Origin of the sequence: Corynebacterium camporealensis, assembly GCF_000980815.1 — a bacterium.
Lineage (GTDB): Bacteria > Actinomycetota > Actinomycetes > Mycobacteriales > Mycobacteriaceae > Corynebacterium > Corynebacterium camporealense.
Genome location: NZ_CP011311.1, coordinates 1,387,055 through 1,410,837 on the forward strand (window position 1 = coordinate 1,387,055; position 23,783 = coordinate 1,410,837).

The window sequence follows — 23,783 nt, forward strand, 5'->3', positions numbered from 1 at the left end:
ACCTGTGTTGCTAGACCCCTACGACCTCTTAAGGATCGAACATGAAGCTCTTCTCTCGTAAGGCCCTCGTTGCAGGCGCTACCGCAGTTGCTGTTTCCTTCGCCGGCACCACCGTTGCTACCGCTGAAGAAAACGCTGCAGCTGCTGCGGCTGTGGATCCAACCAACGATCCGAAGCTAACCGAGGATCCGAAGCTAACCGAGGATCCGAAGCTAACCGAGGATCCGAAGGAAGAGGGTTCCTCCACCGGCGATATTGACCCAGAGGACATCACCGCTTGGATCGGCGTCTTCACCGCGGTTATCGGCGCGCTGGGCGTCCTGTTCGGCTTCCTGAACAAGTACTTCGACCTCTTCTAAGTCGCATAATCGCCTACGGGTGACACAGTTTTAATGCCTGGTCTTTCGGCCAGGCATTTTTCATGTCTAGCTTCTATGCTTTGAGCGCAGTGTTCTTCACTAGTCTGCGCTTTTGCGTCAGATGACTAACGAAGTCGTCGAGCGCCCTGCCCTGGACGTGCAAGCAAGAAGGTTGGCTCGGGGAAGCCATGGTCTTGTGCTGCGTGGGCGATGTTGTGGGCGACGGTGTCGACATCCTGGTTGTTTACTAGGGCGATTACTGCGCCACCAAAGCCGCCGCCGGTCATGCGGGCGCCAAGTTGGCCTGCGGCATCGAAGGCGCTATCTAACTCGGCAGTCGTGACTTCGTAGAGGTCCCGCAAGGAGATGTGGCTGTCCTTCATCAGTTCTTTGAAGGTCGCGAAATCCTCGTTGTCGAGGGCTTTGGCTGCATCGATGGTGCGTGCGGTTTCTTCCACGACGTGGCGGATGCGTTGCCTTTCTAATGGGGTCTCACCGTAGTTTTCGGCGTTGTCGAGCTCGCGGATTGTTTTATGGTGTGCGTGCTGGACTTTGTCGATGACACCGCGGCGGGAGGCATACTGGCCGTCGTTGAGGACGTGCGGGGCATTGGTGTTGGCAATCAGTAGTGCCATGTCGTGGCCTTCGAGGTCGAAGGGGACTTCGCGGACTTCGTTGGTTTGGAAGTCCACGACGAGAGCGTGGGCTTGGCTGCCAAAGAGGCTGGCATTTTGGTCCAGGCCACCGGTCGAGGCACCGACGACGTCGTTTTCGGCGCGGATGCAGGCATCGACAAGTTGCTTGCGTTCGTTGGTGCTGGGGTGACGATGGTGGTCGAGTTCGAAGGCGGCAATGGCGGTGGCGCACTCTAATGCGGCCGAGGAGGACAGGCCGGCGCCCAGGGGAACGTCGGAGACGATAGCCAGGTTCATGCCCTGGCAGTCCAGGATGCCGGCTTGTTGTGCGGCCCAAATGGAACCGGCGACGTAACCAGACCAGTCGTTGGGGTGACCGGGTGTGATGTCGTCGAGAGCAACAGTTGTGCTGACGGTATCGCCGTCGTAGACAGAGACGATGTGGAGCATGTTGTCAGTGCGGGTGCTGGCAGCCACGGCGGTGTTTTGTTCCAGGGCAAAGGGGATGGAAATACCACCGGCGTAGTCAATGTGTTCGCCGATGAGGTTTACGCGTCCTGGTGCGGCCCAGACGCCTTGTGGTTCAGCCCCGAAGTGCTCCTGGAAGAGCTGTGTGGCATCGTCAGCGAGTTTGTCGTCACTGCGGGTAGTAGCCCACTTACACATTCCAAACCTCCCTAAAGCGGGCGGCGATGCGCTCCGGGGTGGTGTCGTTAATCCACACTGCTTGGGAGGACTCACTGCCAGCGAGGAACTTCATGCGGTTGGGTGAGCGCATAAGTGAAAACAGTTGCAGGTGCATGCGTACATCCTCGGGGTGGTCGACGGGTGCTTGGGTCCAGCCGGCGATGTATGGGGTCTTGTCCACACCGTCGAAGAAGCGATCAACTGCGGCGTAGAGCTGCTTGAGCAGGTTAGCTAAGTCGTTGCGCTGGTCATCGTTAAGTGCGGCAAAGTTAGGTGCATGCGCATTGGGCATGACCATGGCTTCCAGGGGCCACTTGGCGGCAGCCGGTACGAAGGCGGTGAAGTGCGCAGTGCGGGCGATGATGCGCTCGTCGGCAGCTACTTCCCTATCCAGGATGGCCTGGAATAAGTCACCGTCGTAAGCCTGGGAGCTGTGCAGAATGGCAGCCAGGCGCGGTGAGTAAAAGGGATAAGAGTAGATCTGGCCGTGCGGGTGCTGGAGGGTCACGCCGATTTCTTCGCCACGGTTTTCAAAGGGAAAGACCTGCTTGACGCCCGGGAGTTCAGATAGTTCCGCGGTGCGGTGGGCCCAGGCGTCGATGACGGTGCGGATACGGCTCACGGGCAGGTCTTTGAAGCTGGCCTGCGGGTCGCTGGTAAAGCACAGGACCTCACAGCGAGCACGGGCAGGCAGGCGCGGGACCATGTCGAGCAGTTCGTCCGGACCCTCGATTTCAGCATTCATGGCGAAAGACGGGAAGCGGTTTTCAAAGACCACTACGTCATAGCTCGGGCTGGGGACCTCGGTGGGCAACTCCCCTGGTGTACTCGGTGCCAAAGGGTTTTCGTTGGCCGGCGGCATGAACGTGCGGTTCATGCGGTGGGCGGCGAAGGCCACCCAGTCGCCGGTCAGCGGGTCTTTGCGCATTTCCGAGGCCGGAGCGACGTGCGGTAGGTCGCGGGGGTCCTCCGCCACCCGGTCGCTGTGTGGGGATTCGTCGAAGTACAGGATTTCGCGGCCGTCGGCCAAGCGTTTCCTATCGACGGAAATCATTTCTCCTCCTCGGTAATTACCACTGGGCGTAGCTTGGCCCAGAGGGCAAAGATGATGGCCACTACCAGCATGGCGGCACCTGCCCACAGATTATCAATGGGGTCTTTGACAATCCCGGTATCTGGATTAATGCCTGGGTCTAGGAAGAAGTAGCAGCCAATGAGCACGATGCCGTAGATACCCAGCAAGGCGCTGATGACGTTTCTTAGGTCAAACGCGGACACTTTCTTGGTGCCTGCTGATTGTTGTGTGTTCATGATCAACTCCGATTGTCTGGTGTTTTAGGCGAATACGACGTTGAGTCCGACGGCCATCGCTAGGCAGATACAGCCCAGTGGGACGGTGCGCTGGTACCACGGCAGGGACTTTTCGGTGTAGTCGTCGAAATGCCCCTTCGGGGTAAGCGAGGAGACGAAACCGACGAGCTCGTGGTCGGGCTTCGGGGTGGTGAACATGGTGACAACGACGCTGACGAGGATGTCGACGGCAAAGGCCACACCGGCAGCAACGAATGCGGTGCCCTGGCCCGGCAGGTTGAAGATCGAGGCGGTGGCATCGGTGAAGGTGGCGATGTACCAGTACAGAACCGCCGAGGCAGTACCGGCAACCAGGCCGGACCAACCGGCATGCGGGGTCATCTTCTTCCAGAACATACCCAGGATGAAGGTGGCAAACAGCGGGGCGTTGAAGAAGCCGAAGAGCGTTTGCAGATAGTCCATGACGTTGGAGAAGTTCTGCGCCAGCAGGGCGGTAAAGATGGCGATGACGGTGGCACCCACGGTGGCCCAACGACCAAAGCGCAGGTAGTAGTCATCGTCGCGATCCTTGACCACGTAGGTTTGCCAAATGTCGTAGGAAATCACGGTGTTAAATGCCGAGATGTTGGCAGCCATACCGGCCATAAACGCCGCCAGCAGGCCAGCGATGGCTACACCCAGCAGACCATTCGGCAGCAGGTCGCGCATGAGCAACAAGATGGCATCGTTAGGCTCTGCCCTGCCCTCAGCGAGGTCAGCAACCAGGACGGAAGCGACCATGCCCGGGATGACCACCACGAAGGGGATGAACATCTTCGGGAAAGCGCCGATAATCGGCGTCTTGCGGGCCGCAGTAATGGAATCCGAGGCCATAGCGCGCTGCACCTCGACGAAGTTGGTGGTCCAGTAACCAAAGGACAGCACGAAGCCCAAGCCCAGCACGATACCGACCACGGACCACACCGGGTTTTCAAAGCCAGAAATTTCCGTACCCGGCCAGGTGTGGAAGTGCGACTCAACGGCCACGGCTTCCTTTAGGCCGTCCCAGCCGCCGACGCGGTTAAGACCAATAATGGTCAGCGGTGCCAGTGCTGCCACGATGACGAAGAACTGCAGCACCTCGTTGTAAATCGCAGCCGACAGACCACCGAGAGTGATATACGACAGCACGATGATTCCGGCAACCAGCAATGCCACCCACAGCGGCCAGCCCAGCAGGGCTTCCACAATCGTGGCCAGCAGGAAGAGGTTCACACCAGCGATAAGCAGCTGCGCCAGGGCGAAGGAAATGGCGTTGACCAAGTGCGCGCCATTACCGAAGCGCTTGCGCATAAACTCCGGCACCGAGCGAACCTTGGAGCCGTAGTAGAAAGGCATCATCACGATACCTAAGAACACCATGGCAGGAACAGCACCAATCCAGAAGTAGTGCATGGTCTGGAAGCCATACTGCACACCATTAGCGGACTGGCCGATAATTTCCACCGCACCTAGGTTGGCTGACACGAATGCCAAGCCAGTGACCCAGGCGGGCAATCCTCTACCGGAGAGGAAGAAGTCAATTGAGCTCGACACCTTGGCCTTTGCGGCCCAGCCGATGCCCAGTACGAATACGAAGTACACAGCAACGAGTGCGTAATCCACCCACGAGGCATCCAGCCTCAGCACGGAGGGTTCCATTGCTTTTACCTTTCTTCAATTAGATTGCTGCGAGCTCCAGCTCGAAGACACAAGATTCATCCGGCCCCACAGTCACCAGGTCAGTGCCACTGCGCAGCGCATTTATGGGTGCGGTCATGGGTTCGACCGCCAGCGCACGCCCGCGTCCGGGGTAATCATCAGGCGTGTACAACTGCACCCACTGCCACCCGGCACCACAGCGCATCTGCACGCCCTTACCGACGGCAGTGAACTGGGCTTTTAAGGGTTCAGGTGCCCGGTACAGGTCATCCCAGACAGTGCCTTTGAGCACATGCTTTGCGATGCCTTCCAGCTCCACCTCGCCAGTCAGCAAATTCCGCTCATCTAGCAGGTGGTGTTCAGTAACGTTCAAGGTCAGCTCACTGTCATCGCAGTCAGCACCACGAGCGTTGAGGTAGGTATGCAGACCCAGCGCAAAAGGTGCGGGCTCCTGGGAGCTCACCGAGTAGCGCACCCGCAGACCACCCTCGTGGAGTTGGTAGGTCGCCATAAGCGTCATCTCGGCGACCCAGTGCTCGGAAATCACACAGGACAACGTCACTGCGTCTTCGCTGCGCTGTACGAGTTCCCACTCGCGTTCATGGACTAGGCCATGCAGTGCGTTGTTCCGGGAAGGCTCATTAATGGGCAGCTGATAGTGCTGACCGTCAAAAGAAAACTCGCCATCTTCGGTGCGATTCGGCCAGGGTGCCAGCACCAAACCCGCCGTCATGGGCGGGGTGGATGTGTAGGTCTCCACGAGTGGTTCATTACGGAAAGACAGTGCTTTAATGCCTGCTCCCTGCGCAACAATTTCTGCTGCGTAATCACCACAGTGGAGGTGAAAGGAACACATTTTTGCTCCTCCTTATGACCGGTAGTTGGAATCTATACTTGAGCCTAAAATCCAGGTCACAGGCCAAACAATCGTTTGCACAGATTTGCACACGCTACCCCCGAATGAACGAGAGCTAATTTATCTAGCGCCACGAACAACGCCTGCCCTACCCCCTGCAGGCAGTTACAATGACTGCAGATATATCCAGTTCACTTCATGAAGGGCGCAGTCATGGCAGCTACGTTAAAAGACATTGCGCAGGCAACTGGGTTTTCTATCTCGACTATCTCGCGCGCACTATCTGGCCATCCGCGCATTTCCGAAGCCACCCGCACCACCATCCAAAGAGCTGCCCACGAACTCGGCTACCGTCCTAACGCCCATGCCCGAGCGCTGCGTAACTCCCGCACTGACACCATCGGTGTGGTCATCCCCAACTTGAGCGACCCCTACTTCGCTCTCATCGGTGCTGCCATTGAAAAAGAAGCCGAGCAAGCAGGTGTCTCCACCGTCATGACGGCGAGTTCAGAGAACCCGGCGCGCCTGGCCGATGCGTTGGAGACCCTCAATCGTCGCCGCGTCGATGGCATTATTGCCGTGCCTGTTGCCGGTGCCGACCATCCACTCACCTACACCGCGCAGCATTGCCCGCTCATCCTTATCGACCGCGAAGCCGCCGGTCTCCCCTCTGTGGTCTCTGACCCCAGCCCCGGCATGGGTGCCGCACTTGAGCACCTCAAAGCCCGTGGGCACACCAGCATTGGATACATCCCCGGCCCCGCCGATTCCTCCACGGGTATCTCGCGCCTGGCGTTCATGCGCAAAGCCGCCACCGACTTCGACTTACACGTTGCCAAAGGCGGTTCCACCCGTGAGGCCGGCTATTCCTCCGCAATGCAGCTCTTTTTTACTGATATGACCGCCCTAGTTGCCGGTGATTCCATGATGGCTGCCGGTGCCATGGATGCCTGCTACAACAGCGGGGTCGGAATCGGCACCGACTTGGCTTTCATCGGCTTTGATGACTTGGACATCTTCCGGCTACAGCCCACGCCCATCTCTGTCGTCGACCAAGACATGCCAGCACTCGGCCGCGTAGCCACCAGGCAACTGCTCAAAGCAATTGATACCAATTCCACCCCGGAAGGTATTCGCCTACCGACGTACTTCTATCCCCGGCTCTCCACTGCCAGCGCACCGAAAGGCTTGGCACACCGTTAACGAGCTACTGAGCTCACTAAGCCACAAGCGCCTACTTGCCTGCTTCAGCGATGTGTTCTGCTCCGTGGACATCCTTAAACAACGCTGGGTCGACTGCTTGGCCTGCCTTGATTACCGATAGCTGACCTGTTGGTTCGAGAATCAACAGCTGGACGTCTTCACGGCGACCAAGCCCTGCTTTGCGCACTGCAGAGTTGATATCGCTATCGCTGACATGTGCATAGCGCACATTCCTTTGAATCGTCTTCCCGTGTGCAATAAGCAGTACGGGATGACGATCCAGGTAGCGGGAAACACCCGTAAAACGGCGAATAGTACCGAAGGTAGCCTCCAGGATCATCAATGTGGCCAGACCGATAACGCCTGCAGCCAGCGTCGGTGGAGTACCAACGATGACACGACCAGCTACTGCGCCGAACATAATAATGATGACCGCATCAGAGGCGGTCATAGAGGAAAGAACTCGGGAACCGAAGATCTTTACCAAGCCCATAAAGGCTAGATAAATACCGATGGTGGCAATCACCACCACCGGGATACGGTGCCAATCGATTCCGAGCTGATAAGCCAATTCGCGCAGGAAGATCATGAAGGTGTCCACCCTCACGACCTTACCCGGCGCGAATTATGTGCTTGCCAGAACTGCTTAGAAAGGCAGCTGCTTGAAGAAGTCCTCGAAGATCTTGCGCACTGGTGCTGGCAGGAACTGTGGGTTCATACCCAGTGCACCGATGATGCCAGCAATAGCCAGCGCGATGGATGCAGAAATGCCCAGTGCGATACCGGCGGCGGAGCTACCGTTGCTGGAACCAGAGCTTCCCTCGCTAGAACCGCTGGAGCCATTGGAACTACCGTTGTCGTCGTCATCATCGTCATTGCCGCCGCCAGTGGACGCGACCTCGATAGGCAGGACGGCTTCGGTGCCAGCATCAGTGGTGATTTCCAGCTGCGCATCCTCCGGCAGGTTCTCCGGCACGGTCAGCTCCACGGTGGCGCGGCCACGCTCGCCGAACTGTGCATCCTCCGGCTTGGCGGTGTTATCGATGTCCGCGGTAACTTCCTCGTCCCCCAGCTTGACCGTGACGGTCTCAGCCAGTGGCTCACCCTCAGTGGTGTAGTTGAGCGAGGACAGGTTTAAGGTGACAGTCTCACCTTCAGCGAACTCGCCATCGACGTTGACACCAATCTGTGCCTGGCCAGTACGAACCTCGGACTCACCAGAAGCGATGTAATCAATCATCGCCTGGGTGTCCATGTAACCAACATCCTGAACGTCCTTGATAACGCCTTCTGCGAAGTAACCGTCACCGGCACCAATCAGGAAGGTCGACAGCGCGATGGTGTAGTCCTGCTCTGGGTCGAGCTGCTCGCCGTTGACGGTCACGGACTGAATGCGGTTGCCGTCTTCAGCTTCCTGGTCGTAGACCACCTGGACGTTGTTGGACAGGCCCAGTGCCAGGCGTGGACGGGAGTTGCCTGGCTGCCACTGGTTCTCCAGTGCCTGGATGAAGTCAGCACCGCTGATGGTGCCGTATGCCACGGAGTTGCCGAAAGGCTGGACGGTAAAGATATCTTCGTAGGTGACCTCACCGGCTGGCAGGTCAGCACGCACGCCGCCGGCATTCATCACAGCGATGTCGATGGTGCGGTCGGTAGCCTTGGCCATCGAGTAGCGCTGGCCATCTGCAATGAAGTTATTCAGGGTGGATTCCACACCACGGTTGGAACCGGACTCCTTGCCCTCATCGGAACCGCGGAACAGTGCCTGGTCCATGGTGCCAACGACTTCCTGGCCCAGCACAGCTGCTTCTTCCGCAGCCTGAGCAACGATCTCAGCCAGCTCTGCATCCTCGGTCAGCTCTGCGGCGTGGGTGGCATCATACTGGGTCAGTTCAATGTCGGTGATTTCGCCCGCATCTTTGTCGAAGGTGATGTCGACATCATTAAGCAGCTTGCCGTACTCGTGGCCCTGTGCCCACTGCAGTGGCTGTGCACCCTCGCGGGCAACCTCGCCCTTGGTCTTCTGGTGGGTATCGCCACCGAAGAGAACGTCCACGTCGTTGCTCATGTCATCAGCGAATGCAGCAGCATCTTCATGCATCAAAGCCACGACGACATCTGCCTCGCCGGATTCCTTCAGGCGCTTTGCCTCTTCGTTGGTGGCAGCAACCGGGTCGGTAAACTCCACACCCGGGATAAGAGCCGGGGCGACCTTGGCCTCAGTGTTCTCAGTGACAGTACCGACGTAGCCGACCTTCACGCCATCGATTTCCTCCACGTGGGAAGCCTCGAGCAGCGGCTGGCCATTTTGCAGCACGTTGGCGCCCAGGATCGGGTAGTTCGAAGCATCGGTGATGCGACCAGTCAGGTCTTCAGTGCCCTTGTCGAACTCGTGGTTACCCACAGCAGAAGCCACAACCCCCATAGCGTTGAGAGCTTCCAGGGTGTACTTGTCTTCCGAGATTGCGGAGATGTACGCCGAACCACCGACATTGTCGCCGGAGGTGGTCAGGTTGTACTCCTGGCCTTCGTTGACGGACTGAATGAGAGCCTGCAGCAGTGCGGCACCCATTTCGTCGCCAGCTTCCGGACCGCCCTCTTCAGCGCTGGTCAAACCATTTTCCAAATGGCCGTGGAAGTCAGTGATGTTAGAAACCGAGAACGTAACGGTGTTGCCGTTACCTTCCTGAGCAATAGCAGGCAGACCAGCAGTCGCCATCGCGGTTACGGTTGTGGCGGCCACAAACTGGCCTAAGCGTCGAAGCTTCACAGCGGTACTCCTAGGTATGAGAGAGAAGGACTACCGCTGTTATAGCGCTAACTCACACCCGGTAAAACCGCACATCCCCCCACTGTCCTGCGGCTTTACCGCAACGCCCCACAAAGTTCATGACAGTTTCACTTCCCCGTTACCAATCATGATGATTAATAGCCTCAAAAGACAAGCCCCACAAATTCATCTCAGTGTTTCCGCTCGGCTGCTCTGCGCACGAGTTCGAGTTTCTTTCTGTTCGCATCCGACAGTGGACCTGTTTCTGGAGCATCCAAGACCGGGCGCGCACCATAAAGGATCTGCGCATTATGAATGTCTTGGATACTCCGTTGATAAAGATGAAGATTTGACTCAAAGGTGAAAATACCTTTTGCCTCTTGCACTTCAGGTGACTCTGGCAGCCAATTATAACGAGAGTCTTCAATTAGTTGATAATCAATAGCACGTTTTATTAACGCACAAATCCAATCAGCGGCTTGGATGTTTGAAGAGAGTTCACTGTCGATGTGCATTGGCAGTTCTAAGATACGACGCATCTCTGGGTGCTCCTTAGACCTACCAAAAATATGAGCATACATTTGTGGAAGGCGCTGTTTACGCGACTTTTCGTTTATTTGGTCCATAAGGATCAAAATTGATTTATCCTGGCGGTCCGCATGTCTGGCTAAACGGTTTAGCGTTTCGCTCATTGCACTTTGCTCTCTTTGAGCGATTTCACTGCTTCCTGTAGAGGTTTCTTTCGGTGTCCCCCGCGGCTTTTCATCCGCATAGAAAAAGAGATGCCCTTCCAGTTCGCGGATCTTCTTCAAGACTGACCCTAAAGCGCGCAAGTTCATCGTTCGCTCGTCGCGGACGCGTGCATAAAGAAGATTTGCACCCTTTTTCTCCCACCGTCCGGAGTCAATATTGTCAGGAATTTCAGACCGGAAATATGTGCTTTTCAAATGGGCAAAGTACGCACCGAATTCACGGACAGCAGATTGTTCCAAGACGAGTCCTCCGTAGCCGAAGGCAGGACTATCTGCATAACGTGGATGGGTGGGATGAACAAACGCTCCTGGCGAGCCGATTTCATTCAGATACGCAAGGAGCATAACTACCTCAGATAGAATAACGGCGCCCACACAATAGCATGGACGCCGGGTTGCTGCCCGGGGTCTTCTTGGCGTTAGCCTCAACCCTGGCTCACACGACGAATTATTCCAACTCGAGTGAAAAAGATCAACCGCTATCGAACTTATGCAGTGACGCGGTAGACGTCGAAGACGCCTTCGGTGTTGCGCAGGGTGGTCATCAGTTGGCCGAGCTGCTTGGTGTCGGAGACGGAGAACGTGAAACGCACGGTGGCGATGTGGTCGTCGCCGCGGTTGGAGTTCATGTTCAACACGTTCAGGCTCTGCTCGCTCATGATGCGGGTCAGTTCAAAGAGCAGGCCCTGGCGATCAAGTGCTTCTAGCTGCAGGGTGGCAGAGAAAGCACCAGAGGCGCTCTTGCCGCCGGACCACTGCACTTCCATCATGCGCTCAGGCTCAGCCTTGAGCTTTTCGGCGTTGGTGCAGTCGGCACGGTGGACGGAGACTCCGCCGCCGCGGGTGACGAAGCCGAAGATGGCATCGCCAGGCACGGGCTGACAGCACTTAGCCAGCTTGGCCATGACATCCGGACTACCCTCCACGAGGATGCCGGTGCCAGACTCAGAGTCCTGGGTGTGCTGTGCGCGGGAGTGCTCAATCTCGCTGAACGGGGTGCGCGAGGCGAGGGCGTCGACGGCGTCGTCCTGGTCGCCAAACAGCGCCATGAGCTGGTTCGCGACGTGCTGGGCAGACACATGGCCAGCACCGATGGCGGTATAGAGCGCATCAACGTCCGGGTAATGCAGCTGGTCAGCCACCTGCTTCATGGAGGTGGCGGTGAACAGTCGGTGCATCGGCAAGCCGCCGCGCTGGACTTCCAGGGCAAGGGCGTCTCGGCCGGCCTCGAGGTGCTCTTCGCGGCGTTCCTTGGCAAACCACTGACGCACCTTGGTCTTCGCACGTGGTGAGACCAAGAAGTCTTGCCAGTCGCGGGACGGACCGGCGTTGGAATCCTTGGAAGTAAAGATCTCAACCTTGTCACCGGACTTCAGCTCCGATTCCAGGGCGACGAGTTTGCCGTTGACCTTCGCACCAATGCAGCGGTGACCGACCTCCGTGTGCACGGCGTAGGCGAAGTCCACAGGCGTCGAGCCCGCAGGCAGGTTGATGACGTCACCCTTCGGGGTAAACGCGAAGATCTGCTTGGCAGTGAGGTCATAACGCAGCGAATCGAGGAACTCGTTCGGATCAGCTGCTTCCTTTTGCCAGTCGAGCAGCTGACGCATCCACGCCATCTGGTCGACTTCGTCCTGGTGACCAGAGTTCTTACCCTTGGTTTCCTTGTAGCGCCAGTGCGCGGCCACGCCGAACTCGGCGTTGTAGTGCATCTCGTGGGTGCGGACCTGGACTTCCAGGGTCGAGCCGCCTTCAGCCAGCACGGTGGTGTGCAGCGACTGGTAAACGCCAAAGCGCGGTGAAGAGATGTAGTCCTTAAAACGGCCCGGTAGTGCCTGGTAGATGGCGTGCACGACGCCAATGGCGGCATAGCACGAGTTGATGTCATCGACCAGGATGCGGATGCCGACCAGGTCGAAGATTTCGGCGAAGTCGCGGCCGCGGACCATCATCTTTTGGTAGATGGACCAGTAGTGCTTCGGACGGCCCATGACTTCGGCTTGGATACCGTTGTCCTTGAGTGCCTTGGACACCTGGGACTTGATGTCCTTGAGTGCACGGTCACGGGACGGCGCACGATCGGCGACCATGCGCACGATTTCGTCGTACTTCTTCGGATACAAAATCGCGAAGGAGAGATCCTCGAGCTCCCACTTCACGCTCGCCATACCCAGGCGGTGTGCCAGAGGGGCGATGACATCGAGGGTCTGACGTGCCTTCTTCGCCTGCTTTTCCGGTGGTAGGAAGCGCATGGTGCGCATGTTGTGCAGGCGGTCGGCAACCTTGATGACCAGCACGCGCGGGTCAGTAGCCATAGCGACGATCATCTTGCGGATGGTCTCGGCCTCGGCAGCCGAACCTAAGGCAACTTTGTCGAGTTTCGTGACCCCATCGACAAGCCGGGCGACTTCTTGGCCAAAGTCGCGCTCCAAATCATCGAGGCTGTAGTCGGTATCTTCCACCGTGTCGTGCAGCAACGCTGCGACGATGGTCGTGGTGTCCATGCCGATTTCTGCGGCAATGGTGGCTACGGCCAGCGGGTGGGAAATATAAGGCTCACCGGACTTGCGGTACACGCCTTGGTGCAGGCGCTCGGCGACGTTGTAGGCGTTGTTGAGTAATTCCGCGTCGGCGCGCGGGTGGAACTCACGGTGGATGGACATCAACGGATCCAAGACCGGATTAATCTTGGTCCGCCCACCCGTTAGCGACCGGGCTAGGCGCGCGGACATGCTTCGCATACCGCCGCTGCTGGGGCGTTTAACTGGCTTCTCGGTTGTCATGATGCACCCTTCCAGTACTAGCCTGTCGGCCCCTAGAACACCCCCTCAACTGTGGGAATGCTCCGGTACCGAACTCCTAGACCTTATCTTAGTCTGTGGCGTTCAACACAACCAACGGCGCCCCGTTCAAGCGCTCACGACCAGTCAAACCCTCGACCTCGAGGACCACGACGTTGCCAGCAACCTCTGCGCCGGCGGACTCTAGCAGCTGCTTTGCGCCATACAAGGTGCCGCCGGTGGCCAGGACGTCATCGACAAGCGCGATGCGTTTGCCGCGGATATCCACGCCATCTTCCGGGATTTCCAAGGCGGCCTTGCCGTACTCCAGCTCGTATTCCTGGGAGATCACCGGCGGCGGCAGCTTGCCCTTCTTGCGAATAGCCAGAATGCCTAAGCCCATCTTGTAGGCCACAGCAGAACCCAGCAGGAAGCCGCGAGCATCCAGGCCCCCAATCATGTCGGCGCCAAGCTCCTCACAAGCATCAGCCAAACCGTCGACGACTGCCTGGAAAGCATCCGGATCCGCGAGCACCGGGGTGAGGTCTTCAAAGATCACCCCTTCTTCGGGGAAATCCGGAACCATGCGTACTTTGTCTTTGAGCGCCTCCGCAGCGCTTGCGTACTTATTCGCCACAGCTTGAATCCTTAAAAAGCTAGTTATCGTCGGTGTCTACCGGGTAGGCCCAGCGGTCCATATTCCAACCAATACCCGAGACGTTAGTGTAAGGCACGCTGCCAGTCACCTGCTTATCGACTACAAACACACGCGGCTGCGCCGATAGCGGAATAGATGGCACCGATTCCCAGAGGTCTTCTTCGGCCCTCTTAATGTTCTCGATATTGGCGATATCGGCCTCCGGTGCGCTGTACTCACGCAGCGGCTCGACTGGGCCTAGGAAGGCATCGATAGTTGGCATCCAGGTCGCCGGGTCCATCTCCAGATAATTCTGGGACATGTACTCCGCAGACTGGTCTTCGACGTTAATGCCGAAAGGCTCGCACATGCTACGAATTTCTTCGACCATGGCTGCGTAGCGCTCGTTCGGGCCCAGGTAACCAATGCGCACCGTGTTGCCACCCAGTTGCTGAGCCTTATCCGGCTCAGTTTGCTGGTGCGGCTTTGCGACGGATTCAAAGTGCGCATTAATCGGATCATCATGGCGCAAGGTGCGCAGATACACCGGCGGGACATCCAGACCCGACTCGCGGGACGAGACCTCCGCGATGCGGTTTTGGTCGATGCACGCTGCGAAAGCATGACGTGCCCAGTCTTCGGTAAACACACCTGCCTGCGACAGCGTCAGGGTCTCGGTTTGAACGCCAATATCCTGGTAGAGCTCGAAAGGATTGTCCTCGGCATCGCGGTCGAGCCACTCCGGGTCTTGGGAGTCGGCATCGATAACCTGCAATGCGTCTTGAGCTACCAGCTCAGCGGTATTCGCGGTGCTGGGCCAGACCACGACGTGTTCCAGGTTGGCGGCATCGCCGTAGTATTCGTTGTTGCGCTTGAGTACTACTTCCCCGCTATCACCGATGCGATCGATGACAAACGGGCCGTAGCTGACCTGGAGCTCCGGATCGAAATCTTCCTTGGCGGTGGCAAAACCATAGCGCCACACCTGTTTGACTGGTTCAAGCGCTGCTTCGTCCTCGTTATACAACGCGGAGAACAGCTCCTCGCTGTTCATACCGGCCTTCTCAGCAATCTTGTGCGACGGCATCACGGTGCCAGGGCCAAAGAGGTAGCGCCAGCGGTCACCAGAATCTGGTTTGAAGACCACCATGAAACGCTTCTGTCCAGTGCCGCAGTGGAATTCCTCAATGGATTTCGCCAGCGGCATATGGGAGCCGAACTGTGCGCTGAGCTTGCCGGCCTTGTAGGCAAGCAGGTAGTCATCGCAGACCACCGGAGCGCCGTCGGAGAAGTTCGCCTCCTCAGACAGCGTATAGACGACCTTGAGCGGGTCGTTGTCGTTTTGCGGGGAGATGACCTCGGTTTCTACCAGGTCCGAGTTAGGGATCATCTGTCCGCCAGGGCCAGGCACGAAGGTTGCTGGGTACAGGCGATTCGATAGCAAGGCTGCGCCGGTGGCGTCGCCAAAAGCGGTGCCGGCATTGGTCGTCGCTAAGCGCGTGTTGACCTGGTAGCCAAAGTAATCGGTACTGGGCACCGGGCCCTGCTCAGCGGCGTTGTCCCCGCCGTCATCGTTGGAGCAGGCGGTGGCCAGCAGTGCGGTGGCACTCAGTAGTGCCGCCACGATCTTCAAGCGTGATGACACACTGCCTCCTAGCGACCCGGGCGCCAGGTGGCACCCGAACTTGCCTGGTTCTTCTGCTGCGGTTCCGGCTTGCTTGGCGATGCCACCGTGCGCTTGGCCTCTGCTTCTACCTCAGCGTCTGCCTCGGCGTTTTCACCGTGCTTTTCGCGGTATTCCGCAACTTCCTTGTTGTGTTCCTTCACGTTCTTGGTGCGATTAGCAAAGCTGACGACCAGTGGCGTAGCCAGGAACAGCGAGGAGAAAATACCTTCGATAACGCCGATGAGCTGAATCAGCGCCAGGTCGCGCAGGGTGCCGATACCCATCAGCCAGACGGCGACGATAAACAGCGCGATAATCGGCAGTGCGGAAATCACCGAGGTCGAGATCGAACGCATCACGGTTTGGTTGACCGCTAAGTTCGCTTGTTCGGCATAGGTGTGTTTTCGTTGTCCGCGCAGACCCGTGGTGTTTTCGTTGACCTTGTCGAAGACGATGACCGAGTCATAGATGGAGAAGGTCAGCACGGTCAGCAGACCGATAATCACAGCCGGGGATACCTCAAAGCCGAAGGCAGCGTAGATACCGGCGATGATGATGCCGTCGATAATCAGCGCCAGGATGGCAGCAAAGGCCATGTTGCGCTGCAAACGAATGGCGACGTACGCGGTAGCGACCACGAGGAAGACACCCATGGCCAGCAGCATGCGGGAGGTAATCGACGAACCCCAGGACTCAGAGACCGTCGAGGAACCGATGGCGTCCGGGGTCGGCTCGCCATTTTCGTCGACCGGCTGGTATTCCTCATAGATTGCCGTGCGGGCCTCGTTGACCTGGTCCTGGCTCAGGCGCTCAGAGGTAATTTCCAGGGTCTCGGAATCGCCGGCGCCGACGATCTGGACCATCTCTGGTTCAACATCGATGGCTTCTTCGAAGGTCTCGCCTACTTCTTCGGCAACCAGGTCGCCTGCGGGCATCGACAGCTTCGTGCCGCCTTCAAAGTCCAGCGAGAGGCTGAAGCCACGGATGGCGATGAACAGGATGGAGGCAATCACCAGCACGGCGGTGATGCCGTACCAGGTCTTGGAACGACCGATGAAGTCGAAGCCCTTGCCGTCTTCGTAGAGACGGTCCATCCGCGAGATCTTGTACTTTGCCTTATTGGTGGAAGTCATGACTTACTTCTCCTCCTCGGCCGGTGCGTCAGCCTCCGGGTCATTCGGGGATTTCGGCTTGCGCACCTTGGTGGCGGTACCACCGCCCTGGCGCTGGTTGTCGGAAGACTCCTCCGGGGTCTCTGCCTCGAGGTTCTCAGCAGTCTCGTCCTCCGGGGTGACGGTGTGCTGGGTGCGGTTGGTCTTCGGCGCGTAGTAGCCGCGCTCGCGACGTTCCTCAATCAGGCCGTAGATACCGCCCAGGCCGTTCATCGACGGCTTCGCAAAGGCCGGCTTGCGTGCTGCCAGCTGCATCAGCGGTGCGGTAATCAGGAAGGATACGACCAGGTCGAACACGGTGGTCAGACCCAGGGTGAACGCGAAGCCCTTGACCTCACCGATAGCCAGGAAGTAAACGATGACTGCACCAATCAAGGTCACGGCGTTACCGGTAACGATGGTGGTACGAGCTCGCTCCCATGCCTTGGTGGCGGCGGAACGGAAGGTGCGGCCTTCGAGCAGCTCATCCTTGATGCGCTCGTAGTAGACAACGAAGGAGTCAGCGGTAGCACCGACACCAATGACCAGACCGGCGATACCGGACAGGTCCAGCGAGTAGCCGATCCAGCGGCCCAGCAGCACCAGGGCGCCGTAGGTCAGCAGGCCTGCACCCAACAGGGTCAGCAGCGAGATACCCGCCAGTGCGCGGAAGTAGTACAGCGAGTACAGCGCAACCAGGATGAGGCCGACGATGCCGGCGATAAGACCGGCTTGCAGTGCGGCCTGGCCCAGCGACGGAGGAACGGTCTCGACGGTGCCGCCCGGCTCGCCGTTTTCACCGGTAAAGGACAGCGGCAGTGCGCCGTAGCGCAGGTTGTTCGCCAGACTGGTTGCCTCTTCCTGGGTGAAGTCACCGGTAATGGAGGTAGCCGAACCAACCGGGGTCGGGCTCTGGATAACCGGTGCGGAAATCACTGCGGAGTCCAGGGTGATAGCGATCTGCTGCTGCAGGCGCTCCTGGGTCAGCTCTGCCCAAGTCTGGGAACCATTCGGGCCATCGCCGGTCTGGAAAGCAAAGCTGATTTCCATCTGGCCGGTCTGGGCGTTCAGACCACCGTTAATCGGAGAATCGGTATCGATCTCGTTACCGGTCAGGCGGGTACCCTCCGGGTCCTCAACGCCGTTGAGCAGCGGTGCGGGCTCCAGGATGTACGGGGTGCCCTGTGCGTAGTCACAGGTCACGAAAGGCTTGGCCGGGTCGTCGGTACCGGTGAGCGGATCCTGGTCGCCAGTACAGGTCATCAGCGCCGAGGCAGCCGAGAGCGTGGTCGGGTCATCGGACTGACGGTCTTCCAGCAGCATCGCGGTCATCTCGTCGCGACGCTCGCCCTGCTCAATGGAGTTAGCCGGTTCAGGCAGCGGAGTGGCCGTCACCTTTTCGGCTTCTACCTCGCCGGCCTCATTGCCGGACTGCTGCTGCACGGCATCTTCGACCTGCTGCAGAGCATTATTGGCGTCTTCTTCGCTGATGACGTCGTACTCGACCCAGCGGTTTGCCATGTCGAGGAGTTCATCGGGAAGCTGCGTCATATCCGGTGTCGGCGGCTGTGCCACCGGGCGGAAGAGCAGCTGAGAGGTCTGGCCCACGGCCTGTGCCTCGGAGGCGTCCTCGCCCGGGACAGTAATAACCAGGGTCGAGCCGTTAATCACAACTTCTGAACCAGACACGCCCATGCCGTTGACACGCTGTTCCAGAATGTCGCGGGCCTGCTGCAGCTGGTCTTGAGTTGGTTCCTCGCCTTGCGGGGCCAAAGTCACGCGCGTGCCGCCCTGCAGGTCAATACCCAGCTTCGGGGTGGCGGAACGGTTACCGGTAAACAGCATGAGCGCATACAGCACCACCAGAATCAGCACGAAGAGTGCGAGCGCACGCTTCGGCCAGTTCCGGCTGCTGTTGTTCATAGCGCCTCGGTTTGATGCGGACAAAAGCTTCTCCTGCTATTGACAACCAGGGTTAAAGATAAGAAAACGCAACTCAACTAGAGTCACGAACACAAAAAGACACTGTACGGCATGAACCTGAGAATGACTTAACCTACCCAGCATTAAAGGCGCCACTGTGACAAGAACTACGTTGTCACGGTGACGCCTGAAATATATTCCGTAGCTATCAGCCGCAGCGACTAAAGCTTATTCAGCTTCCGGGCGACGCTTCGGGTCGTTCTGGAAGTCCTCCGGGCGGATCTCCTGCTCCGGCAGTGCACCCTCTTCCGGACGCACCTGGTCCGCGTTAGGCTGCTGCTCCGGGTGAGCCTGCTCCGGGTGAGCCTGCGGCTGGGCCTGCTGCTTCTTGGTCTGCTGCTGCAGACGTGCAGCTTCAGCCTGAGCCTGCTCCTTGCTGCGGACGATAGCCATCTTTTCGAAGGTGATGACTACGCCGTTGCCGACCTCCAGGTCGATCTCAGCCTCGCGGGTAGCTGCAACCACGCCGTGGACGCCACCAGCGGTCACAACTTCCTGGCCGGGAACCAGGGAGTTCTGCAGGCTGACCATTTCGTTCTGACGCTGGCGCTGCTTGCGCATGGTAAAGAACGGTGGCAGCACCAACAGGATAAAGATAAGGACAATAAATAGAATTTCCATAGATCATCATTGTGCCAGATAAATCCGCTAATTGGCCAATGAGTTTTTTAGAACAGTCCCAATGCCCCATCCGGTGGAGTAAGTCCCAGATGCTGCCACGCAGCCGCGGTTGCCACACGTCCGCGGCCGGTACGCGCAACCATTCCGGCACGCACCAAGTAAGGCTCACAGACCTCTTCCACCGTGGAGGGCTCCTCACCTACTGCAATGGCCAGAGTGTTCACACCGACCGGGCCACCACCGTGGCCCTTAATCAAGGCACTGAGCACCGCGCGGTCCAAACGGTCCAGCCCGAGTTCATCCACATCGAAGACTTCAAGCGCACCCTGTGCAGCAGCCAAGTCAATGGTGCCGTCACCGTTGACTTCGGCGTAGTCACGCACGCGGCGCAAAAGACGGTTAGCAATGCGTGGGGTGCCACGGGAACGAGAGCCAATTTCGACCGCAGCATCCTCAGCGATGTCTACTTCCAAGATGCGCGCGGCGCGCTTAATCACGCGGGTCAGATCCGCCGTTTCGTAGTACTCCATCTGGGCAGTAAAGCCGAAGCGGTCGCGCAGCGGACCGGTCAGCATACCGGCACGGGTGGTCGCGCCCACCAAAGTAAACGGTGGAATCTCCAGCGGAATAGAAGTCGCACCCGGGCCCTTGCCTACGATGACGTCGATGCGGAAATCCTCCATGGCCATGTACAGCATTTCTTCCGCAGGGCGGGCGATGCGGTGAATCTCGTCGATAAAGAGGACATCGCCTTCCATGAGATTCGACAACATTGCTGCCAGATCGCCGGCGCGCTCCAGCGCCGGACCAGAAGTCATGCGCAACGACGTGCCGAGTTCCTGGGCGATAATCATCGCCATGGTGGTCTTACCCAGACCGGGAGGACCAGACAGCAAAACGTGGTCAGGAGTAACCCCACGGTTTTTCGCACCGGTAAGCACCAGCGAGAGCTGCTCGCGTACCTTGGGCTGACCGATGAACTCATCGAGGGATTTCGGGCGCAGGGATCGCTCAATGTCACGCTCGCCTTCTTGGACGTTGCTATCAACATCCTCGTTGCGCTGCGTGGGCGCAGGCTGTTCCATTCCCTCTGGGAGGGAGAATTCTGTGCGCTCAATATCTGACATCGCTATCCCTAATTCCTTGTCTGGCCTTCTCTACTTCTTTTTACCCAACTGGGCCAAGGCTGCGCGCAGCAGCGTGGAGTTCTCTGCATCTGGGTTTTCTGCAGCCATGGCTGCAACGACAGGACGTGCGGCCTTTTCGGTAAAGCCCAGGCCAAGCAGTGCTTCGGTGACTTCTTCGACGACTGGGCCGGAAGCAGTGGCCTGCTCCCCTGCCGATTGCGCAGGTGCCGGGGCAAAACCTGCCACTTTGTCCTTGAGCTCAAGTGCGAGGCGTTCTGCCATGCGCTTGCCCACACCGGGGATGGACTGCAAGGTCTTCGAGTCGCCACTCGAGATAGCCTGTGCCAGCTCGGACGCACCCATGACCGAGAGTGCGGCGAGCGCCAGCTTCGGGCCCAGGCCGGATACGCCCTGCAGGGTGTGGAACATCTCCCGGTCAGCAGTGTCGCGGAAGCCATACAGAGTCATGGAGTCTTCCTTGACCACCAGGGTGGTCAGCACGCTGGCTTGCTCGCCGCGCTGCAATGAGCCCAGGGTCGGTGGAGTGGCTAAGAATTTATAGCCCACACCGGCGCAATCGATCACTGCGTGATCTAATCCGATGCTGAGCACCTCTCCACGTAAAGCCGCAATCATGTCTCGGCTTCCTCCTTCTGCATTGTTGTGACTTAGCCAGTCTAAGAGCTAGGCCAGGCACCTTGTTGTTGTGTACGAGCTAAAGCCGGGGCGCGCCAGCAGTGACAGACTGCCAAGGCTAAGGCGTCGGCGGCATCGGCAGGCTTAGGAGCCTCACTAAGGCCCAAAATGCGGGTAATCATCGCGGTCATCTGCTTCTTATCAGCGCGCCCGTTGCCGGAGATGGCCTTTTTTACTTCAGACGGAGTGTAGCTATACACCGGCACGTTGCGCTCCGCGGCAGCCAGCATGAGCACACCCACAGCGTGGGCGGTTTGGATGACGGTTGAGACATTGCCGCGTTCGAAAACGCGCTCGATTGCCACGACGTCCGGGTTGTAGTCGTCCATCCATTCCTGCGCGGCCTTGGACAAACGCAGCAGACGTTCGGTGAGCTCATGCCCGCTGGGGGTGCGCACAACCCCGACAGATACTGGGATAATGGCGCGCCCGCGGCCTGCTTGGACCACGGACAAGCCACAGCGAGTAAGCCCTGGGTCAATGCCCATTACTCGCAGGCCTTCCAAATTCACGCCATCACCGCCTTATCCACACATATGTTCTATCACACAACCTGGACACCCGGCCACACAAAAAGGCCGTGACCCGCTGTGGATCACGGCCTGCGCGTAGACGTTTTAAGCGTCGAGCTCAGCAAGGACCTCGTCGGAAAGATCCATGTTGGTGTAGACGTTTTGCACGTCATCGGATTCTTCCAGAGCGTCAATCAGACGGAAGATCTTCTTCGCGTCGTTTGCCTCGAGCGGCACCTCGACAGAAGCGCGGAAATCCTGGTCGGAGTCATCGACGGTGATGTCGGCTTCCTGCAGCGCTTCCTTGACTGCCTGGATATCGGTCGGTGCGCAGACGATTTCGAAGCGCTCGCCCAAGTCGTTGACCTCTTCAGCGCCTGCTTCCAGCACGGCCATAAGCACGTCGTCCTCAGTCAGGTCGCCCTTTTCCACCACAACGACGCCGGTACGGGTGAACATGTACGCCACGGAACCGGACTCACCCATGTTGCCGCCGTTTTTGGTCATGGCGGTGCGGACCTCAGTAGCCGCGCGGTTGCGGTTGTCGGTCAGACACTCAATCAGCATGGCAACGCCGTTGGGGCCATAGCCTTCGTACATAATGTTTTCCCAGTCAGCGCCACCAGCTTCTTCGCCGGAACCGCGCTTGCGGGCACGCTCGATGTTGTCATTCGGTACAGAGGCCTTCTTGGCCTTCTTGATCATGTCATCGAGGGTTGGGTTAGCCGCCGGGTCGCCGCCACCGGTACGAGCTGCCACCTCAATATTCTTGATGAGCTTGGCAAACTCCTTGCCGCGCTTGGCATCGTTAGCAGCCTTCTTGTGCTTGGTCGTAGCCCATTTTGAATGGCCAGCCATGAACGTCCCTTCCTTTTCGGCGGTGTGACTGGCAACGATTATACGGAACCGTATGCCAGGAATGACAACGGACTACCAATTGCCGTTCTTGCTGTTTCCTCCGATGTCCTCGCGCAGGTTGCGGGCCAGCCCTTGCTGCATGACCAGCGCAACCAATTGTCCCTCGCGGTTAAACACCTTGCCCTGGGCCAATGCCACGCCCTGACCAGCAGCCGGCGAGGTCTGTTCATAGAGCAGCCACTCATCGACACGCACTGGCTTAAAGAACCACACGCTGTGATCCAGGCTGGCCATCTGCACCTTGTGGCCTGGGTGATCAATCAGCGTCGAGCGCAGCAGCGTCATGTCACTTAAGTAGGTCAGCCCAGACTGGTGGTAATGCTCATCGTCAGGCACTTCGCTGGTATTGCGGAACCAGATATGTGTATAGCCACTGCCATTAGCTTCCGACTCCGGGCTACGCTCCTGCGGCACCAAGCGCACGTCCCACTCGGCCCACTCCTGGAGGAAAATACGGGTGGAATCCGGCGTCGTGCCATCAATACCCTCGAGCTCGTCTGGGCTAGGCACCTGCGGCATCTCATCGTAATGCTCCGGGCCTTGGTCGCCTTTACGGTGGAAGCTCGCGTTGAGGACGAAAATCAGACGTTCATCCTGATAGCCACGCACCTCACGGTGGGAAAAAGAACCGCCGTCGCGCAGCTTATCGACGACCAATTCCATCCCCTTCGTCGAATCCCCCGGGCCTACAAAGTAGCCGTGCAAGGAATTGGCTACCTTGTCCTCGACCGTGCGAGTGGCCGCGGCGAAGCACTGGGCGACGACCTGTCCGCCAAAAGTACGCGCAATCTGCGATGGAACCATCGGCGCATGCCACTTAGTGCCTTCGCCTTGCAGATCAAATACCTCGGCGATCGTCGCCATCGTGTCCTCCTCGTTCTATGAACCGCGTCACTTTATGCTCTTTCGTACTGTACCTGGCTGCACTTTATAAGAGATCTTTAGATAGCATTGCCCGCATGACGCCACACTCTTTGCACCGTAGTGCTGCCTGGCTTGAGATGTTTACCTGGGCTTTTCTCATCCTGGCCATGATTTTGAAGTATTCCGGCACCACCGATGCACTCACGCCGATTGCCGGCGGCATCCACGGCTTCGGCTTTCTCTGCTTCGTCGTCATGACGATTGCAGTGTGGATCAATAACCGCTGGCCCGCAGGTATCGGCATTCTAGGCCTGATTGTTTCTGCCATTCCTTTCGCCGCCCTCCCCTTTGCTATCTGGGCCGCAAACCGCGGATACCTAAAGGGTGGCTGGCGCTTTAGCGATGCTTCTGAAGAACCCCGCACCCTGCCCGATAAAGGTCTAGCCCAGTTGGTGCGCCACCCGGTGCGCACTATCATTATTGTGCTTATCCTCATCGCCGTGGTCTTCGGCATTCTGCTGTATCTCGGCCCGCCGGTCGATGTGGAATCCGCCATCGAGTCCAACCTGTAAATC

22 protein-coding genes are annotated in these 23,783 nt (G+C 58.3%); 3 read left to right on the top strand and 19 right to left on the bottom strand.

All coding sequences use genetic code 11. The features are described 5' to 3' along the window. The first annotated feature begins 41 nt into the window (after positions 1–41). Positions 42–359, top strand: coding sequence for a hypothetical protein (locus tag UL81_RS06465; RefSeq protein WP_035104799.1), 318 nt, complete (start codon positions 42–44; stop codon positions 357–359). A gap of 125 nt (positions 360–484) precedes the next feature. Here UL81_RS06465 and galK read toward each other — a convergent pair whose 3' ends face one another. From galK to UL81_RS06490, 5 genes are read right to left on the bottom strand one after another with little or no spacing between them, the layout of a single operon-like run. After that, the gene (gene galK / locus UL81_RS06470) at positions 485–1,660 is read right to left on the bottom strand and encodes a galactokinase (protein WP_035104801.1); all 1,176 of its coding nucleotides are present in this window, start codon (positions 1,658–1,660) and stop codon (positions 485–487) included. Continuing rightward, complete coding sequence (galT, locus tag UL81_RS06475; protein ID WP_407712987.1) at positions 1,653–2,732, bottom strand: galactose-1-phosphate uridylyltransferase; 1,080 nt, start codon at positions 2,730–2,732, stop codon at positions 1,653–1,655. Before galT ends, galK begins: the two co-directional genes overlap by 8 nt. Beyond that, positions 2,732–2,992, bottom strand: a complete 261-nt coding sequence (locus tag UL81_RS06480) for a hypothetical protein (protein WP_035104807.1) — start codon at positions 2,990–2,992, stop codon at positions 2,732–2,734. Before UL81_RS06480 ends, galT begins: the two co-directional genes overlap by 1 nt. A gap of 24 nt (positions 2,993–3,016) precedes the next feature. Further along, complete coding sequence (locus UL81_RS06485) at positions 3,017–4,672, bottom strand: sodium:solute symporter family protein (RefSeq protein ID WP_046453406.1); 1,656 nt, start codon at positions 4,670–4,672, stop codon at positions 3,017–3,019. Positions 4,673–4,691: 19 nt separating this feature from the next. Then, positions 4,692–5,528, bottom strand: a complete 837-nt coding sequence (locus UL81_RS06490) for an aldose epimerase family protein (protein ID WP_035104810.1) — start codon at positions 5,526–5,528, stop codon at positions 4,692–4,694. 213 nt (positions 5,529–5,741) lie between these two features. Between UL81_RS06490 and UL81_RS06495 the strand changes: the two genes are divergently transcribed. Further along, positions 5,742–6,731, top strand: a complete 990-nt coding sequence (locus UL81_RS06495) for a LacI family DNA-binding transcriptional regulator (RefSeq protein WP_035105462.1) — start codon at positions 5,742–5,744, stop codon at positions 6,729–6,731. A 31-nt stretch (positions 6,732–6,762) separates the two neighbouring features. On the opposite strand, the gene UL81_RS06500 is transcribed toward UL81_RS06495, so the two are convergent. From UL81_RS06500 to UL81_RS06565, 14 genes are all read right to left on the bottom strand, one after another. After that, a complete protein-coding gene (locus tag UL81_RS06500; RefSeq protein ID WP_236684452.1) occupies positions 6,763–7,332 on the bottom strand; it encodes a DUF421 domain-containing protein in 570 nt (189 codons plus the stop codon). A 45-nt stretch (positions 7,333–7,377) separates the two neighbouring features. After that, entirely contained in the window at positions 7,378–9,501 is a 2,124-nt protein-coding gene (locus tag UL81_RS06505) for a bifunctional metallophosphatase/5'-nucleotidase (protein ID WP_144407166.1), read from the bottom strand. A gap of 191 nt (positions 9,502–9,692) precedes the next feature. Continuing rightward, positions 9,693–10,598, bottom strand: a complete 906-nt coding sequence (locus UL81_RS06510; protein WP_035105464.1) for a DUF3800 domain-containing protein — start codon at positions 10,596–10,598, stop codon at positions 9,693–9,695. Between the two features lie 143 nt (positions 10,599–10,741). Further along, positions 10,742–13,036 carry a RelA/SpoT family protein gene (locus tag UL81_RS06515; protein WP_035104812.1) on the bottom strand — a complete coding sequence of 765 codons (2,295 nt, stop codon included), beginning with the start codon at positions 13,034–13,036 and terminating at the stop codon, positions 10,742–10,744. A gap of 88 nt (positions 13,037–13,124) precedes the next feature. Next, positions 13,125–13,670, bottom strand: a complete 546-nt coding sequence (locus UL81_RS06520; protein WP_046453408.1) for an adenine phosphoribosyltransferase — start codon at positions 13,668–13,670, stop codon at positions 13,125–13,127. Between the two features lie 19 nt (positions 13,671–13,689). Continuing rightward, a complete protein-coding gene (locus UL81_RS06525) occupies positions 13,690–15,315 on the bottom strand; it encodes an ABC transporter substrate-binding protein (protein ID WP_035104815.1) in 1,626 nt (541 codons plus the stop codon). Between the two features lie 8 nt (positions 15,316–15,323). Further along, positions 15,324–16,469 (bottom strand): protein translocase subunit SecF, encoded by a 1,146-nt coding sequence (gene secF, locus UL81_RS06530; RefSeq protein WP_046453409.1) that lies wholly within the window; start codon positions 16,467–16,469, stop codon positions 15,324–15,326. A 3-nt stretch (positions 16,470–16,472) separates the two neighbouring features. Beyond that, a complete protein-coding gene (secD, locus tag UL81_RS06535; protein WP_081961385.1) occupies positions 16,473–18,410 on the bottom strand; it encodes a protein translocase subunit SecD in 1,938 nt (645 codons plus the stop codon). A 228-nt stretch (positions 18,411–18,638) separates the two neighbouring features. Continuing rightward, a complete protein-coding gene (yajC, locus tag UL81_RS11660; RefSeq protein WP_081961387.1) occupies positions 18,639–19,091 on the bottom strand; it encodes a preprotein translocase subunit YajC in 453 nt (150 codons plus the stop codon). 47 nt (positions 19,092–19,138) lie between these two features. Next, complete coding sequence (ruvB, locus tag UL81_RS06545; protein ID WP_035104818.1) at positions 19,139–20,218, bottom strand: Holliday junction branch migration DNA helicase RuvB; 1,080 nt, start codon at positions 20,216–20,218, stop codon at positions 19,139–19,141. Between the two features lie 30 nt (positions 20,219–20,248). After that, entirely contained in the window at positions 20,249–20,854 is a 606-nt protein-coding gene (gene ruvA, locus UL81_RS06550) for a Holliday junction branch migration protein RuvA (protein WP_035104821.1), read from the bottom strand. 41 nt (positions 20,855–20,895) lie between these two features. Beyond that, on the bottom strand, positions 20,896–21,426 hold the full coding sequence (ruvC, locus tag UL81_RS06555) for a crossover junction endodeoxyribonuclease RuvC (protein ID WP_035104823.1): 531 nt from the start codon (positions 21,424–21,426) through the stop codon (positions 20,896–20,898). Between the two features lie 105 nt (positions 21,427–21,531). After that, complete coding sequence (locus tag UL81_RS06560) at positions 21,532–22,284, bottom strand: YebC/PmpR family DNA-binding transcriptional regulator (RefSeq protein WP_035104826.1); 753 nt, start codon at positions 22,282–22,284, stop codon at positions 21,532–21,534. A 72-nt stretch (positions 22,285–22,356) separates the two neighbouring features. After that, entirely contained in the window at positions 22,357–23,208 is an 852-nt protein-coding gene (locus UL81_RS06565; protein ID WP_035104829.1) for an acyl-CoA thioesterase, read from the bottom strand. Between the two features lie 95 nt (positions 23,209–23,303). Between UL81_RS06565 and UL81_RS06570 the strand changes: the two genes are divergently transcribed. Beyond that, positions 23,304–23,780 carry a DUF3817 domain-containing protein gene (locus UL81_RS06570; protein WP_035104832.1) on the top strand — a complete coding sequence of 159 codons (477 nt, stop codon included), beginning with the start codon at positions 23,304–23,306 and terminating at the stop codon, positions 23,778–23,780. Positions 23,781–23,783: the final 3 nt, after the last annotated feature.